15 protein-coding genes are annotated in these 15,814 nt (G+C 40.2%); 10 read left to right on the forward strand and 5 right to left on the reverse strand.

The window, feature by feature from the left end; all coding sequences use genetic code 11:
• Positions 1-111: 111 nt before the first annotated feature.
• The 7 genes from fsa to HCX62_RS12415 all read left to right on the forward strand — a co-directional run bounded on the left by fsa (position 112) and on the right by HCX62_RS12415 (position 5,883).
• Entirely contained in the window at positions 112-756 is a 645-nt protein-coding gene (gene fsa / locus HCX62_RS12385; RefSeq protein ID WP_185639278.1) for a fructose-6-phosphate aldolase, read from the forward strand.
• A gap of 18 nt (positions 757-774) precedes the next feature.
• A complete protein-coding gene (locus HCX62_RS12390) occupies positions 775-1,122 on the forward strand; it encodes an SH3 domain-containing protein (protein WP_185639279.1) in 348 nt (115 codons plus the stop codon).
• A 116-nt stretch (positions 1,123-1,238) separates the two neighbouring features.
• Positions 1,239-2,447 (forward strand): multidrug efflux MFS transporter Lde, encoded by a 1,209-nt coding sequence (gene lde, locus HCX62_RS12395; protein WP_185639280.1) that lies wholly within the window; start codon positions 1,239-1,241, stop codon positions 2,445-2,447.
• The gene (locus HCX62_RS12400) at positions 2,437-2,715 is read left to right on the forward strand and encodes a helix-hairpin-helix domain-containing protein (RefSeq protein WP_185639281.1); all 279 of its coding nucleotides are present in this window, start codon (positions 2,437-2,439) and stop codon (positions 2,713-2,715) included. The genes lde and HCX62_RS12400 overlap by 11 nt, the downstream gene beginning before the upstream one ends.
• 4 nt (positions 2,716-2,719) lie before the next feature.
• Complete coding sequence (locus HCX62_RS12405) at positions 2,720-3,409, forward strand: NAD-dependent protein deacylase (RefSeq protein ID WP_185639282.1); 690 nt, start codon at positions 2,720-2,722, stop codon at positions 3,407-3,409.
• A gap of 116 nt (positions 3,410-3,525) precedes the next feature.
• A complete protein-coding gene (locus HCX62_RS12410) occupies positions 3,526-4,860 on the forward strand; it encodes a hemolysin family protein (protein ID WP_185639283.1) in 1,335 nt (444 codons plus the stop codon).
• Between the two features lie 66 nt (positions 4,861-4,926).
• Positions 4,927-5,883: a LacI family DNA-binding transcriptional regulator gene (locus tag HCX62_RS12415; RefSeq protein ID WP_185639284.1), complete on the forward strand. Its 957-nt coding sequence runs from the start codon at positions 4,927-4,929 to the stop codon at positions 5,881-5,883.
• Between the two features lie 4 nt (positions 5,884-5,887).
• Here HCX62_RS12415 and HCX62_RS12420 read toward each other — a convergent pair whose 3' ends face one another.
• From HCX62_RS12420 to HCX62_RS12435, 4 genes are read right to left on the reverse strand one after another with little or no spacing between them, the layout of a single operon-like run.
• A complete protein-coding gene (locus HCX62_RS12420; protein ID WP_185639285.1) occupies positions 5,888-7,021 on the reverse strand; it encodes a glycerate kinase in 1,134 nt (377 codons plus the stop codon).
• Positions 7,018-8,700 (reverse strand): sugar phosphorylase, encoded by a 1,683-nt coding sequence (locus tag HCX62_RS12425; protein WP_185639286.1) that lies wholly within the window; start codon positions 8,698-8,700, stop codon positions 7,018-7,020. Before HCX62_RS12425 ends, HCX62_RS12420 begins: the two co-directional genes overlap by 4 nt.
• A gap of 1 nt (position 8,701) precedes the next feature.
• Positions 8,702-11,350 (reverse strand): glycoside hydrolase family 38 N-terminal domain-containing protein, encoded by a 2,649-nt coding sequence (locus tag HCX62_RS12430; RefSeq protein ID WP_185639287.1) that lies wholly within the window; start codon positions 11,348-11,350, stop codon positions 8,702-8,704.
• A 60-nt stretch (positions 11,351-11,410) separates the two neighbouring features.
• Complete coding sequence (locus HCX62_RS12435) at positions 11,411-13,369, reverse strand: fructose-specific PTS transporter subunit EIIC (protein ID WP_185639288.1); 1,959 nt, start codon at positions 13,367-13,369, stop codon at positions 11,411-11,413.
• A 164-nt stretch (positions 13,370-13,533) separates the two neighbouring features.
• Here HCX62_RS12435 and HCX62_RS12440 point away from each other — a divergent pair, with 164 nt between their 5' ends.
• The 3 genes from HCX62_RS12440 (at position 13,534) to HCX62_RS12450 (ending at position 15,355) form a co-directional block, all read left to right on the forward strand.
• A complete protein-coding gene (locus tag HCX62_RS12440; RefSeq protein ID WP_185639289.1) occupies positions 13,534-14,286 on the forward strand; it encodes a MurR/RpiR family transcriptional regulator in 753 nt (250 codons plus the stop codon).
• 83 nt (positions 14,287-14,369) lie between these two features.
• Positions 14,370-14,729 (forward strand): RpiR family transcriptional regulator, encoded by a 360-nt coding sequence (locus HCX62_RS12445; RefSeq protein ID WP_185639290.1) that lies wholly within the window; start codon positions 14,370-14,372, stop codon positions 14,727-14,729.
• 14 nt (positions 14,730-14,743) lie between these two features.
• On the forward strand, positions 14,744-15,355 hold the full coding sequence (locus tag HCX62_RS12450; RefSeq protein ID WP_185639291.1) for an HAD family hydrolase: 612 nt from the start codon (positions 14,744-14,746) through the stop codon (positions 15,353-15,355).
• Between the two features lie 43 nt (positions 15,356-15,398).
• Here HCX62_RS12450 and HCX62_RS12455 read toward each other — a convergent pair whose 3' ends face one another.
• Complete coding sequence (locus HCX62_RS12455; protein WP_185639292.1) at positions 15,399-15,803, reverse strand: cupin domain-containing protein; 405 nt, start codon at positions 15,801-15,803, stop codon at positions 15,399-15,401.
• Positions 15,804-15,814 lie beyond the last annotated feature (11 nt).

Genomic DNA, 15,814 nt, shown 5'->3' on the forward strand with positions numbered 1-15,814 from the left:
AGTGGCATTCTTTTTTTTATGCCGAAAAAGCACATCGAAAGCATTATTTAAACTTTTGCGTTATAATGGCTCTGTAATTGAAAGCGCTTGATAGAAAAGGAGGATGTTTTAATGAGATTTTTTATCGATACAGCGAACGTAGAAGAAATCAAAAAGGCTAACAGAATGGGGTTCATTGCTGGAGTTACGACAAATCCATCACTTGTTGCCAAAGAAGGTCGCGATTTTAATGAGGTCATTCAAGAAATCACATCCATTGTTGACGGACCAATTAGCGGCGAAGTAGTAAGTTTAGAAGCGGATGAAATGGTTGCAGAAGGTCGGGTTATTGCGAAAATCCATCCGAATATGGTTGTGAAAATACCGATGACTGGCGAAGGTTTGGCGGCTGTGAAAGTGTTGACGGAAGAGGGAATAAAAACCAATGTGACGCTTGTTTTTTCTGCCACACAAGCATTACTTGCTGCTCGAGCAGGAGCAACATATGTATCGCCATTCTTAGGACGATTAGATGATATTGGTGACGATGGTTTAGTGCTTATTCGGGACATTGCGGAAATTTTTGAAATTCATGGTATCCCAACAGAAATTATTTCAGCAAGTGTGCGGCATCCAATCCACGTAATCGAATGTGCCAAAGCAGGTGCGGATATTGCGACGGTGCCATTCAAAGTGTTTGAACAAATGCTTAAACATCCTTTGACTGACAGCGGGATTGATAAATTCCTTGCCGACTGGGAAGCAGCTAAAAAATAACGAGGTAGGTTTCTAACTATGAATCGAACTTTTGTCGTGAAAAAGGAACATAGAAGCAAATATCCGAATCCACTTTTTGTTAATAAAAATGAGTCTATTTGGGTGTTTGAAGAAGATAAGGAATATCCGGGTTGGATTTTTTGCAAAGTGAAGTCATCTGGAAAAGAAGGATGGGTTCCGAAACAAATTATTCAATTGGGAAGCGATCCGAAAAGTGGAACTGTGACAGAGGATTACTCTGCGCGTGAACTTAACGTAAAGCCAGGCGATAAATTAGAAAGCAATCGCGAGCTTAATGGTTGGGTTTGGTGCGTGACAGAAGATAATGAAGCTGGCTGGGTTCCACGAGAAAATTTAGAGATGTAAAATGTTTCACGTGGAACATTTTATGTAAATATAGCAAAAAAGCGAAGGGTTTAGTTTTACTTTCGCTTTTTTTGTGGAATAATTAAGGATAACGATAGAAGAATCTAGGTGGATTTATGGAAAATTGGAAGAAAAATTTGTATGTCGTCTGGGTAGGCTGTTTTCTGACCGGGACCGGATTGAATTTAATCATGCCATTTTTACCATTATATATTGAAGAATTAGGCGTACATAATCCGGATCAAGTAAGTATGTGGTCAGGGATTGCGCTCAGCTCGACCTTTTTAGTATCTGCTATTATGTCGCCAATCTGGGGCAAACTAGCAGACCAAAAAGGACGTAGAATTATGCTTCTGCGCGCTGCTTTAGGAATGGCGATTGCGATGATTTTGATGGGACTAGTAAGCAATGTGTATCAATTTGTTGGTTTACGCTTATTGATGGGTGTTTTCTCAGGATATATTTCGACGGCAAATGCGCTTGTTGCCACACAAGTTCCTCGTCATCGCAGTGGCTGGGCTCTTGGTGCGCTATCAACGGCGGCGGTATCAGGCGTATTAATCGGCCCACTAATTGGTGGGGCTTTATCGGACGCATTTGGGGTTAGACCAGTGTTTTATATTACTGGCGCGCTCCTTTTAGGTAGTTTTTTCCTAACGCTTTTCTTTGTAAAAGAGAAATTCACACCGGTAGAGAAGAAGGAAATGCGGTCAGGGAAAGAGGTTTTCTTGGCACTTAAAAATCCTGGCTTAATTATTTCGCTGTTCATTACGACGATGATGATTCAAATCGCGTCCAACTCAGTGAACCCAATTTTGACATTATACGTACGGGATTTAGCGGGAAATGCGCAGAACATTGCTTTTATTAGTGGGATGATTGCTTCGGTTCCCGGGGTCGCAGCGCTCATTGCGGCACCGCGACTTGGCAGATGGGGTGACCGAATTGGCTCGGAGCGAATCTTATTAGGCGCACTCATCGGATCAATGCTACTCCAAATACCAATGGCCTTCGCGCAGAACCCACTGCAACTCGGCATTTTGCGTTTCTTACTAGGACTTACAGACGGCGCCTTACTCCCAGCAGTTCAATCGCTACTTACGAAAAATACGCCGCGCGAGGTGTCCGGTCGAATTTTTGGGTATAATCAATCGTTTCAATATATCGGGAATGTTATCGGACCGCTTGTTGGATCAAGTGTAGCGGCTCATTTTGGTTACGGGGATGTCTTCCTTGTAGTTGCTGGTTTTATTTTTATCAATGTACTAATTAGTTTTTATTTCAACCGAAAAATGCATAGAGAGAAGGGAAATCATGCCAACTGATCTAATAAAATTACCAGGAATAGGTAAAAAAATGGTACTGATGTTAAACGAAATCGGGATTGAAGAGATTGCGGATTTAAAAGGAAAGAATCCACTCGAATTATATGAAGATACTTGCGATAAGCGCGGTGAGCGAATGGATCCTTGTGTGCTATATACGTATCGTTGTGCGGTTTATACGGCGGAAACCAAGGAAGACGAGCAAGAAGCTGAGTTGCGAAAATGGTGGAGTTGGAAAGATAAACAACATACAAATGAAAGGAATTGAAAGAATGAATAATTTGAATGAAGCGATTAAGCAAGCGGAACATATTGTTTTTCTGACTGGGGCTGGCGTTTCTGTAGCTTCAGGAATTCCGGACTATCGGTCAAAAAACGGCTTATATGCGGGGATGAATAGCCCTGAGTATATGCTGAGCCATACTTGCCTTGTGCGCGAACCCGAGAAATTTTATCAATTTGTTACGGAAAATATGTATTATCCGGATGCTATGCCTAATGCAATCCATACGAAAATGGCTGAACTTGAGGCGGCAAAGAACGTTACAATCATTACGCAAAATATTGATGGTCTCCATGAAAAAGCGGGTTCCAAAAAAGTAGTGAATTTCCACGGGAGTTTATATCAGTGCTATTGCCAAAAATGCGGCATGAGCGTTGCAGCGGAAGATTATTTGAAATCGGATATTCATGCAAATTGCGGTGGAGTCATTCGGCCGGATGTGGTGCTTTACGAAGAAGCAATTCCAGAAGATGCGATAGATCAGTCACTCACAGCTATTAGGCAAGCAGATTTGATTGTAATTGTGGGGACTTCTTTCCGAGTGAGCCCATTTTGCAATTTAACCGATTATCGAAATAAAAAAGCACGAATTTTTGCTGTGAATAAAGAGCGAATTTCACTTCCGTATCCGTTTGAAATGATGGAAAATGACGCGGTGAAAGTTTTTGCGGAAATGTGAAACCTTGCAGTAATGGGGGCGGCGTGATAAAATTTTCTTAACCGGCAAGTGTCCGGAATATTTAGAGGAAATGATTATTCGTTTTCTCGATGAAAATAAGGAGTGGAGAGTTCCATATGAACCCTGACCCCGAGAGTCAGCAGATTATCTTGCAGTTAATTCTTATTGTTGTGTTGACCATGCTCAACGCATTCTTTGCCTCAGCAGAGATGGCCCTTGTATCACTGAACAAAAACCGCGTGAAAAGCCAAGCAGAAACAGGCGATAAAAAAGCCGTTATGCTCGCTAAACTCGTGGATGATCCAAGTAAATTTCTTGCTACAATCCAAGTTGGTATTACGCTTGCTGGGTTCTTCTCCAGTGCGTCAGCCGCGACTAGCATTGCGACTAGACTTGAATCGGTTTTTGGTGGAAGTAGTTTTGCGAAAGAGTTATCCATTATTGTCGTAACGATTGTGTTGTCTTACATCACATTAGTTTTCGGCGAGCTTTATCCAAAACGTTTAGCACTCCAAAAATCAGAAAAAATTGCACGTGTTTCTGTACGACCAATTATGGCAGTTGGCGTTGTGCTTCGTCCGTTCGTAAAATTCTTATCTTTTTCAACAGACATTCTGGTCAAATTAACGAGAATGGAGAAAAATACCGATAATGAAAAAATGACACGGGAAGAAATGCAGCTACTAATTGAAACCGGTCGACGTGACGGTGTAATTGAGGTAGAAGAATTACAAATGCTTCGTGGTGTATTTGAAATGGACAATAAATATGCGCGTGAAGTAATGGTGCCACGAACAGATGCGTTTATGGTTGATGCCGAAACAGAATCGGAAGCGCTTTGTGACGCATTATTAAATGAGAATTTTTCAAGAGTTCCCGTCTATACTGGCGATCAGGACTCTGTGCTGGGTATTCTGCATATGAAAGATTTCTTTGCGGAAGCGAGAAAGTCAGGTTTTGAAAACATCCATGTGAAGTCGCTCGTTAAAGATGCGTATTTTGCACAAGAGACGATGTTTATTGATGACCTACTGAAAAATATGCAAAGAACAAGAAACCAAATGGCGATTTTAATGGATGAATATGGTGGCGTTGCAGGTATTGTCACTGTAGAAGATTTATTAGAAGAAATTGTTGGTGAAATTGACGATGAAAATGATGTGTTTTCGGATGAAGTAAAGAAAATCGATGATAATACATTTATTGTTGAAGGCCGCATGCCGCTTGATGATTTTAATAAAATGTTTCACGTGGAACTTCCATCACGTGGGGTAGATACTGTAGCTGGGTTTGTGCTTACCTTAACTGGAACAATTCCAGAAGAAGATGATGAAGTCGTGGTAGAATATGGCGTGCTTCGATTCACAGTAGAAGAAATGAATGATGCCAGATTGGTTTCTGTGCGTGTGGAGAAAGATATTCAAACACGCGAATTGGAGCAGATGGCTTAAAGATAAAATAAAAGTGCGGTGGGAGAAATCTATCCGCACTTTTTTCTTAGGAATGAGGTTTTTAAAATGCCAAATATTAAAGAAATAGCCAAATTAGCAGGAGTTTCAGTGACGACAGTGTCGCGTGTGCTTAATAATCATCCATATGTTGCGGAGGAAAAAAGAGCCCGTGTGCAAGCTGTTATCGATGAATTAGACTATTCTCCTAACCGTAACGCCATGGATTTAGCACGTGGTAAAACAAATACGGTTGGCGTGATTATACCTTATAATGATCATCCGTGGTTTGACAAAATTGTGAATGGTATTTTGGAAGCAGCTTTTAAAAACCGTTATTCGGTGACACTTTTTCCAACAGGATATGATCCGAAAGAAGAAGAAAAGTACTTGATGCGCCTCAAAACGAAGCAGGTGGATGGCTTGATTATTACTTCGCGTGCTAATAATTGGGATGTGATTTTACCGTATTTGGCGTATGGACCAATTATTGCGTGTGAGTATGTGGAATCTAAAGAGATATCGTGTTCTTATATTGACCGCGTGAAGGCGTACCGGGCTGGATTTCAATTTTTGCAAGAAGAAGGTTATAAAAAAGTGGCGTTCACAGCTGGGCGGGCATCGCGTGAAAGTACGAGTACATATGGGAAAATTAATGCCTATGAGCAGGTGTTTGGCCCGGTTGGCGAAAATCGTTTTTTAAGTGAATGTTATACGCTGGAAGATGGTTTGAAGGCCGGTGAATATTTTTTTGCGGATGGAAAAGATTGGCCTGATGCGATTTATGCAAATGGGGACGAGGTTGCGGCGGGCGTTATGTATCACGTCAAAAAGCTCGGTTTGCGCGTGCCGGAAGATGTTGCTATTTTAGGACAAGAAAATCTCCCAATTGGTAAGGCGCTAGAGATCACGACGCTCGATCATCACCTGAAAAAATTGGGAGAAAATGCTTTTACTATTTTCGAACAAGGTAAATTACAAAGAATTAAAGTGGAACATGAGTTGATTAAAAGAAAAACAGTTTGAAAAACTAGTTACCTACTAAAGTTAGTTTAGCGATGTTTTCTGCGGTGCGTTCGAGATTTTTCGTCGTATTTTCGAAAAGGGTAGGTAAATCAGTTATTTCCGGGATGTTGGGAAAGAAAGCATCGATGCCGTGTTGTTGAGCGACGTCGGTTTCGAGCGCAAGGCTGCCGACGATTGCTAGTACGAAGCAGCCTTGTTTTTTTGCTTCTTGCGCGATTTGAACGGGGATTTTGCCCATCATAGATTGCTTGTCCATTCGTCCTTCGCCAACAATGACGATATCGGCGCCTTTCATTTTATCTTTCATATTAGAAAGTTCCATAACAAGAGCTGAACCGCTTAACACGTCTGCGTTTAGGAAAGTCATTAATCCAGCAGCGATACCACCAGCGGCCCCAGCTCCTTTTTTTGTAGTGATTTTTTGAGAAGAAATTTGATCTAGCTGGGCTCCGTAATTCTGCATGGCGTTTTCTAGTTGAACGAGCATAGCGGGTGTGGCGCCTTTTTGAGCACCGAAGACAAATGTTGCGCCATTTTCGCCGAGAAGTGGGTTCGTTACATCGCAAGCTATTTGGAATTGGATGTTTTTAAGCATTGGGTGAAGGTTGCTAGCATCAATGGAGGCTAACTCTTGCAAATGAACACCACCGGGCGGGATAGGTTGTTTGTTTTTATCTAAAAGTGCCACGCCTAATGCTTGGAGTAAGCCTGCGCCGCCATCGTTTGTGCCACTTCCGCCGAGTCCGATAATGATTTTTTGGACATTGTGTTGAAGTGCCGCCAAAATTAATTCACCAACGCCAGTAGATGTTGCCAAGGCTGGATTACGTTCTGCTACTGGGACTAAATCCAAGCCAATCGTGTTGGCAGACTCAATAATGGCGGTTTTTTGACTGACATGAATACCATAAGATGCCGTTATTTTGTGGCCATTAAGGCTGGTTACTTCTGCTTGGAACAATTCCACATCAGCGGACTGACTTAAAACAGTAAGAAAACCTTCACCCCCGTCAGAAACAGGGGCAAGGCTAATTTGATCGGCTGGACGCACTTTCTTCCAGCCTTTTTGTATGGCATTTGCTACCTCAACTGCAGTAGCGCTCTCTTTGAATGAATCGGGTGCGATGACAATTTTCATTGGCGGTCCTTCTTAATCCAGACAACTTCATACGCAGTTAATTCAAGCTCACTCGTAACGGGTTGATTGGTTAATAAATTCGTTCCGGAGAAAGTTAGGTTTTTGCTGATATTTTGAGAAGTGACATTGATAATCCCGTAAATACATTCTGTCTCAGATACTCGTTTTATCGCAAAAACATCGGATCCTAAGTCTAAAATTTCTTGAGTTGCAAATGGTGAAAAGGCAGTGTGATTCCGTCTGATTTGTACTAATTTTTTCAAGGATGTAAAAATCGTTTGGCGATAAGAGTCTGATTCAAGTTCACGCGCTAGTTGGTTTTTCTCCAGTTTTTCGCGGTTGATTCGGCGTTTAATGCCAGATTCTTCGTAACCAATCAGGTCATTTTTAGAGCCTAATAGTGAATGATAATAAATCGCTGGGACGCCTTGAAGTGTGAGTAAAATACTGTGAGCAGCGATAATTTTTTTCGTTACGAGTTCTTCGGTTGTGTCTTCCTCAAGGTTTTGCAGGGCTTCACCGTAGTTAATATTAAGCTCATATACGGACTGCGTGCCATCTGCATTATCTTTGTAGGAAACTTGCCCGCCGTTTTGAACCGCTTTTTGGACAAGAGAATTGATTTCTTCGTCGGAAAGGATTCCAGTCGCTGGGCGCATACCAATGCCATCGTGACTTGCTAGGAAGTTAAAATAAGTCGCTGTGCTAGAAACTTGGGAAATGGATTTTGCCCACGTCGAAAGTTTGGTTGCATCATGACAAGTAAACGTATGAAGTACAAGTGGCGGAAGCGGGAACTGATAAACCATATTCGCTTCATTTTCCCCGTCGCCAAAATAGCTAATATTTTCTTCATGAGGGACATTGGTTTCTGTGATAATTTGCAGATTTGGATATAGTTCATCAATCAATAGACGCCAAAGTGAAATGATTTCATGGGTTTCGGGCAGGTGCATGCAAGTAGTGCCAGATGTTTTCCACAAAAATCCAATCGCATCAAGACGAATGCTTGTGGCCTGTTTGGATGCATAGAAAAGCAGTACATCTGTTAAGGCGACGAGGCAATCGATATTACGAACGTTTAAATCTAACTGATCTTCGCTAAAAGTAGTCCAAAGCTCTTTGTCGTTTTCGTATGTGTGAAACAGCGGAGAAGTCCGCGGACGAGTCACATTTTTATAATCAAATTGGCTATCTTTTTCAATGAAAAATTGATTGTATGGCGCTTCATTGTTAGCGAATCGTTTGAACCAATCACTTGATTTGGACATGTGATTGGCTACGAAATCAAGCATCACCCGGAAGTTCTCGGACATTTTTTGAACGTCATCCCAGTCGCCAAGCTGTTCGTCAATTTGCTTATAATCGGTTACAGAAAAGCCGTCATCTGACGTACTCGGGAAAATTGGCAGCAAGTGGACGTCTGTTATAACATCTTGCGCGTATTCTTGGAGGAACTCATTTAATGTTTGTAACGGATGCTTGTTTTTTTCGAAAATGCTGTCGCCATAGGCAATAAGATAGACGTTTTTTTCGGAAATAGTATCAATGGGACCACGCGAGTTATTGGAATAGCTTTCGGCACATGCGAGCAATTTTTCCAAGTAGGCGGGCTGGTAAGCAGCTTGATAAATTTTTCTTAGTTTTACTTCTATTTGATTAACCAGTTCGGATTGCATATTATTCTCCTTCCACCAAAATAGTTACAAATCCTTTTTTAGGAATACAGATAGTATTTTCTTTTAGTTCTGAGATTTTTTCTTCAGCTAGCGAAACTTCGAAGCTTGAAGCGGTAGTTGTCCAGCGAACCGTTTCTTCCGTATCAGCTGGGTTAAACAGGCGGATAATTGTGCCTGTGCCATCCCATGATTTTTTGCAAGTGCTCATAAATACATTCGGATTATCTATTTCAAAGATAGAATTTTGAGCTGGCAAACGGTCGATTGGATAATCTACTTCAAAACGTTCTAGGCGCTCTTCAAACGTGTTTAGGTTTTGCAGGTGATAGGTTTCTGTATGTCCTTCGAAAATGTTTGCTTGTGTGAATAGCTTTTGGTCATTTAATTGCTCGGCTTGCACATAGATAGCATATTCGAAAATCATTTCTTCGAGCATTTGTCCATCTGGTGTAGGAACGACTTTGTTATTAATACCAGAAGCACGACCTGGGCGCCACATTAGATCATCTTTTCCAAGCAAACCATTACTTCTGAAAAGCGTCAAAGCGATTTCAGCGGTTTTCGGTAAGATTTCATATTCTTTAATACCGCCAACTAACAAAGCAAGTGTTGCGTCTTCTTCGGAAACAGCGACAATATTTTCAACTGGGAAAATCGGCACAGGAGCTTCAACGAATTTTTCCTCACGCCAGTTTGCTAGGTAAGGGTTTGTGACGCTGCGTTTCATAAGGCTATAACCTTGGTCTGCGTAAGAAAACTTAGGCTCAGCGACATTTGTTTTAATCAGGGCTCTAATGCGGTGATCTTTTACTTTATTGTCAATTGTATGACGCACGCGAACAAATTCTTCGCCATCAAAAAGTTCAATTTCTGTTAAAATTTCAACTGTTTCTGTATTTGTTTTTTGCGCACGGGCTTCTAAATCTTTTGGAACTAAAGCAGTATGTTTTAACATCATTTTGCTATATAGATGATTTTTTTCAACGGTTAGTAATTCGCTTGTTTCGATATAAATAGCTTTGTCGCCTTTAAGTGGAGAGAAGTCAAAAGAGTCCCCGGCATCAGCCACATTTTCGAAGCGAATGAGGTCATTTATAATGCTTTGTTGTTCTTTATTTAAAAGATTGATTTTCCCGTTTTCGAATTGAACAATGATTTTTTCATTTTCAATGGTTTGTTTCGAAGTGCTGATTAATTGGTCCATCTCTGTAGTGACTGGTTTCACTTGCAATGTTGTGTAACCAAGTGCAGGGATTAGGCCGCTTTTTAGGTAGATTTCTGTACGATAATAATCAGGAACAGCGACTTCTTTTTCGCCTTTTGCTGTTACGATAACTTTCCGTCCACCGTCTAGTTTCTCTTGGTGAACTACGCTGAAAGTAACTTCCGCGTCACCGGAGAACAGTTGGAATGATTTTTCAGGCGTGAATAATGTTAGTTTTGCAGTTCTTTCTTCTGGCACGGGATTAGTATTGAATAGTAGCGCAATGTTTTCATCGCCCATTTCCTGACTAACGGCTTTCGTGATTTGTTTTTTCAAAAGGTTAATCAAGCCATCTGTCATTCGAAGTGCGCTTGTCAGCCGAACGACGATATCGTGGTTCGCGTCATCTGAATTCGAAGCACCAATTCCGTTATGAGCATGGCTATCAAATAATTTTTTCCAAATGATATCTAACCAAGGTTTTGGATATTTGATTCCGAATTTGTTTGCCATTGTTGCAAGTGGTTCTAAAATGTTTACTAATCTATTTTCTACTAAGTAATTAAGGCGTTTAATATCATAGCGTTCTGAGCGGCATGTGTGATGGATGCGCGATTTTTGGCAAGCAAGTAGTTCGCCAGTTATTTCGTTCGGGAAAGTAGAAGTCCAAGCATCATTCATAAATGCTTCGTAATCGGACAAAATGAAGGTATATCCTAAGTCCATCTCGTTTAATTCCGCCACAATTTCTGGGAAGTTTTCGCGCACGAGTACTTGGTCACCGCCTGCTGGTAAAAGAAGGACATCTGTATGTGTGTTCATTTCAGCAAGTCGATCTAAAATAGGCAGAAGACGCGTTTCTACATAACTTTTTTCACTGCTTAAAAATTTACCGGGTCCATAACCGAAGAAAATATTGTTGGTTGGGATGGACTTGTTATCCGGAGAAGTCCAGTGGAAGTTAAGATCGTCTTGAATTTGATCGTTATAAACACCACGTTGGAAAATGCTATGCTCCATGTTAAATGATTTATAAATGGCTGGCAGATAAGCATGTTGGCCAAAAATATCCGGGGAATAGCCAATGCTCATACTATGACCAAATTCTTCCCCCATTTTATAACCATAAAGTAAGTTGCGGATAACAGCTTCTGTTTTAACTAACAGGCTATCGGTTTGCGTATACCAAGGGCCGACAAACAGACGACGATCTTGGATAAGTTTTTGAACGCGCGCTTTATTTTCAGGACGAATGTCTAAATAACGCTCAATAACAGACATTTGGCCATCGAAAGAATAACTAGCAAAAGAATCTTTTGTTTCTAACACATTTAAAAGATAGTCTAAATTCTCAATTAATAAGATATTGGAATCTTCCATGGTGAAATACCATTCGTGATCCCAGTGGGAATGTGCAACAACATGTACAATTTTATTTTTTTTCATTTTAAAAACCTCTCAAATCAAGTGACAGGTACTAACGAGAGTACCTGTCAGCTTATTTATTTATTTGATTTTATTTTCTTTACGTTTGATTAAGCCGTAGCGTACGAAGATATTCGCGAACGTAATAAAGGCGATACCTACTATCAAACCAATCGCATAGGCCCAGAAATTTTCAACGAGCGGCCAGCCCCAAATTGCTGGAAGTGGAAGCCATTGTACAGCACCAAGTAAAACTGCAGTGACCGCACCAAGAGAAGCACCAATCATATTAATTGGAATCGTGATAAGCGGATTTTGTAACATAAATGGAATCGCGCCCTCTCCTATGGCTATAAACCCTAGGAAAATAGAGGTTGTACCGGCAACACGTAAGTTGTCATCAAAAACACGACGTTTAACAATATACTTATCTAATACAGTCGCAAGCCCCAGTCCGATTGGCGGGATAACGATTGCTAAAACGCGGGCAGTTAGCGGGAAAATTCCGTCTGCTGCAAGCCCAATTGCGATAGCACCAGCTGCTTTATTGACTGGTCCACCTAAGTCAAACGCGGTCAAACAAGCAATAATAGTTGAAAGTAGTACAGCACTTGCATCTTGATTTTGAATAATTAGTTCTTGTAACCATGCGTTTAGCCCGCCGAAAACTGGGTCGACCACATAGTAGTTGACGAAGAACAAGACTAAAACAGTAATCCCTGGAATCAGGAACATTGGTTTCATAGCTTGTAAATTTTTGTGTAATTTAATTTTTTCGTTTAAGAATTTAGCAACAAATCCGGCAATGATACCTAAAATTAGGACACCGAAGAATCCGGATGGTATACCGCCATCTACGCCCCAGAAGGTGTAATGAAGTCCTGCTGCGAAAGCACCACCGATAAACCCAGGAGCAAGTCCCGGACGGTCAGCAATCGAGTAAGCAAGGAAGGCACCGAATACAGGGTACATGAATTTCATAATCATATTTCCGTATAAACCGAGATAATGGAAAATAACGATAAGCTGATTAGCATTTGTTGCATACTCTGGATTACCAATAACTTTTTCAAGACCAAAGGCAGTTGCACCAAGTTGGCCAATACCAATCATTAAACCACCTGCGACAATAACAGGTAACATATAAGAAATACCAGTTAAAATACCACGATAAATTTGGGAGAAAATACTGCTCTTATTATTATCAAATTGTTGTTCCGTACCATCTGTATCAGCTTTCACGTAACCATCAGGCTTGCTTAATACAGTTTCAATCATTTCTTTACCACTACGAAGCGGCTCAGCGACACGTCTTTGGATAAAAGGCATTCCGGCAAAACGTTCTTTATCTTTTGCAGTGATATCAGTAGCGAAAATAACAGCTTCTGCGCCTTTAAGAATTTCAGGGGTAATGCGGTCTTCAATACCATTAGCACCTTGTTTTTCAACAATAACTTCAATGCCAAGCTCTTTACCAGCAAGTTCAAGGGCTTCCGCTGCCATATACGTATGGGCGATACCCGCTGCACATGCTGTGATAGCCACGATTTTTCGGTTGTAATCTACTTTTTCATCTTGTTGTTGTTCAGAATCAAGTACGTTCATAAATTCGTTTACTGTCGGAGCGGTAGAGATGCTCTCGATAAAAGTGGGATCGAGTAAACGCTTACTTAATGCCGCTAAAAGTTCTAAGTGAGTTGATCCGGCTTCGTTTTCTGGAATAGCTAATAAAAAGATATATTTTACTTCATTCGTTGGATCAATACTGCCCCAAGAATTAATTGGTTGATTGATACGAGCAAATGCAAAAGCAGCTTTTTTAACAGCCTTAGATTTACCATGTGGAATAGCAAAACCTTTCTCTAAACCAGTTTCAGAAATCTTTTCGCGTTCTAAGACAGCTTTTTTAAATTCATTTTTATCTGATAAAACTCCTTGATTGTGTAAAGCATCAATTAATCCATCAAATACTTCTTCTTTAGTGCGCCAATCTTTATCTAAAAAGATGAGTGGCTCCGATGTAATATTGCTTAATTTCAATGCTATCAGCTCCTTTATTAACAGTCTTTTCCCTAGGTTACTTTAGTTATACCATAATATTTTTTTGAAAAAGTACGAAAATCGTACAATTGTACGCAGTGTTGTTCATTCGCTTTTATTTCATGTATACTAAAATTAATTCGGATATCCATGGAGGTATTATTATGTCAGCCACTTCACTTTATCGTTTGTTTGCGCCTCAAATTGAATTTTTAAGTCCTGCTGAAAAGCAAGTTTTCTTCTATATTGATAATCATATTTCTACACTTGAAAAAATGTCACTCACATCTTTAGCGGAATCGACCAACGTTAGTACTACGACCGTTATTAGAATGTGTCATAAATTAAAACTTTCCGGTTTCTCTGAGCTCAAATTCTTACTTCATTCGGACAAAACAGAAGCCAAACCCCTTTCCAAAGACTATTCGTCCACATTTTTAGAAACCATTCGATTAGGAATTGAGCAACTTCCGAAGAAAGAAATTGAACAAGTAGCTACGAGAATTGCGTATGCTCCTAAAATCTATATTGCTTGCCTTGGTATGACAAAAACATTAGGCGAGTATTTTTCAAAGAGTCTAGTTACATCGAAGAAGAATGTTGTCTTTACTTACGATTCTTTTATTATTGATGTGTTGCCGCAAATTGTTGAGAGAGATGACCTGATTATTATTATTTCAGAAAGCGGAGGCACGGAAAATACGCTGTCACTCGCCGAACATTTGAAATATAATTTGTCGAATGTCATTGCTATTGTAAACAACCCTAATGCGCAAATTTCCCAATATGTTGAGACGATTATCTACGCTTCCAGTGAGGTATTTGATGAAGATTTATTTAAGCATCATCATGCGCCACTTTTAATTGTAATTGACTTGATTTTAAATGTTTTTGAACAGCAAAAAAAACTTATTTAAAAATATTTTCATGATATTGCTTGACATGAAACCCATTTCATCATTTAAAACTAATATATAAGGTGATGAAGGAGGCGGATGATATGAAATTAGATGGAGTATGTAAGGTTAGTTCAACCCTTGGAATGGAATATCAATTCGGAGAGTTTTATATTGATAGAGACTACCTTGTTTTTGACCAAAACTTCAGCCTAGGTATGAAAAAACGACAAACATTTCCAGTTGCCAAACTAGAAAAGATGGCACTAGTACGTGAAAAAGAGGAACTTCTGCTGACATTTAGCTGCGATAATATTGAATTTGAACTAAATGAGAATTCTCATGCCAATTTGCGTGAATTTCGAGATTTGCTTCAAAATAAAGGCACAAACGCCGCGGATATTCAAAAAGCAGAAAAAGCGAGATATACAACACATCATTATCACAACTTCGCCAAATCTTGAAGGAGGAATTTGCAATGTATAAAGCAATAATTTTTGACGTAGATGGAACTATTCTAGACACGGAAAGAGCTGTTTTACATTCTCTTCAAGCAGTTTTGGCCGAGGAAGGATTAAGTTATGAGCTAGATGAATTGCGATTTGTACTTGGAATCACAGGAGCGGCTGCGGTTGAACAGTTAAACATTTTAGATGAAGAAAAAGTATTAGATAAATGGATTGAACGAGAGGCGTCATTTATTGAAGAAGTAGAGGTTTTTGATGGGATTCACGAGGTGTTGCATGCCATTCCAGAAAGCGGCGTGGTTACTTCTAAAAATGCGTTAGAAATGGAAAAAGGTTTTTATCCGTTTGATATCCAGGATCATTTTCAAGCAATTGTTTGCGCGAGTGATACGGAAAACCATAAACCCCACCCAGCTCCACTTTTGAAAGGGTTGGAAATTCTTGGCAGAGAGCCGCATGAGGTGCTTTATGTTGGGGATTCTTCTTATGATATGAAATGTGCCCATGCCGCCGGAGCTCATTTTGGCTTAGCGCTTTGGGGTGCAAAAACGACAGATGGCTTTGAAAAGGCAGAACTTGTTTTCGAAAAACCAGCAGATATTTTGGCTTATGTGAGTAAATAATAAAAACCCGCCAACCTTGGATGAAGGTGAGCGGGTTTTTTCGTTATAATTTGTTATAGTGTTCGTCGGAAACTGGTTCTAGCCAAGTCGTTCCATCTAATTCCACATTTGTGGAAATGGCTAAATGAACAAACCAGCTATCTTTTGTAGCGCCGTGCCAATGTTTTACGTCTTTAGGAATAGTCACGACATCACCCTCTTTTAGTAGCTGGGCTGGTTTTCCTTCTTCTTGGTAGTAGCCGGTTCCGCCGGTGACAAGCAGGATTTGCCCGCCATCATGTTTATGCCAATTATTTCGAGCTCCCGGTTCAAAAGTAACATTCCCAATCGGACAATTATAAATAGTGTCTTCTGGAACAAGCATTTTTAAATAAGCATTTCCAATAAAGTAGTCATTTGTAATCAGCTCACCTTTATCAAAAATAACGCTATTTTCTAGTGTGGCCATTTTCAATTACT

The sequence above is a fragment of the Listeria swaminathanii genome, assembly GCF_014229645.1.
GTDB lineage: Bacteria > Bacillota > Bacilli > Lactobacillales > Listeriaceae > Listeria > Listeria swaminathanii.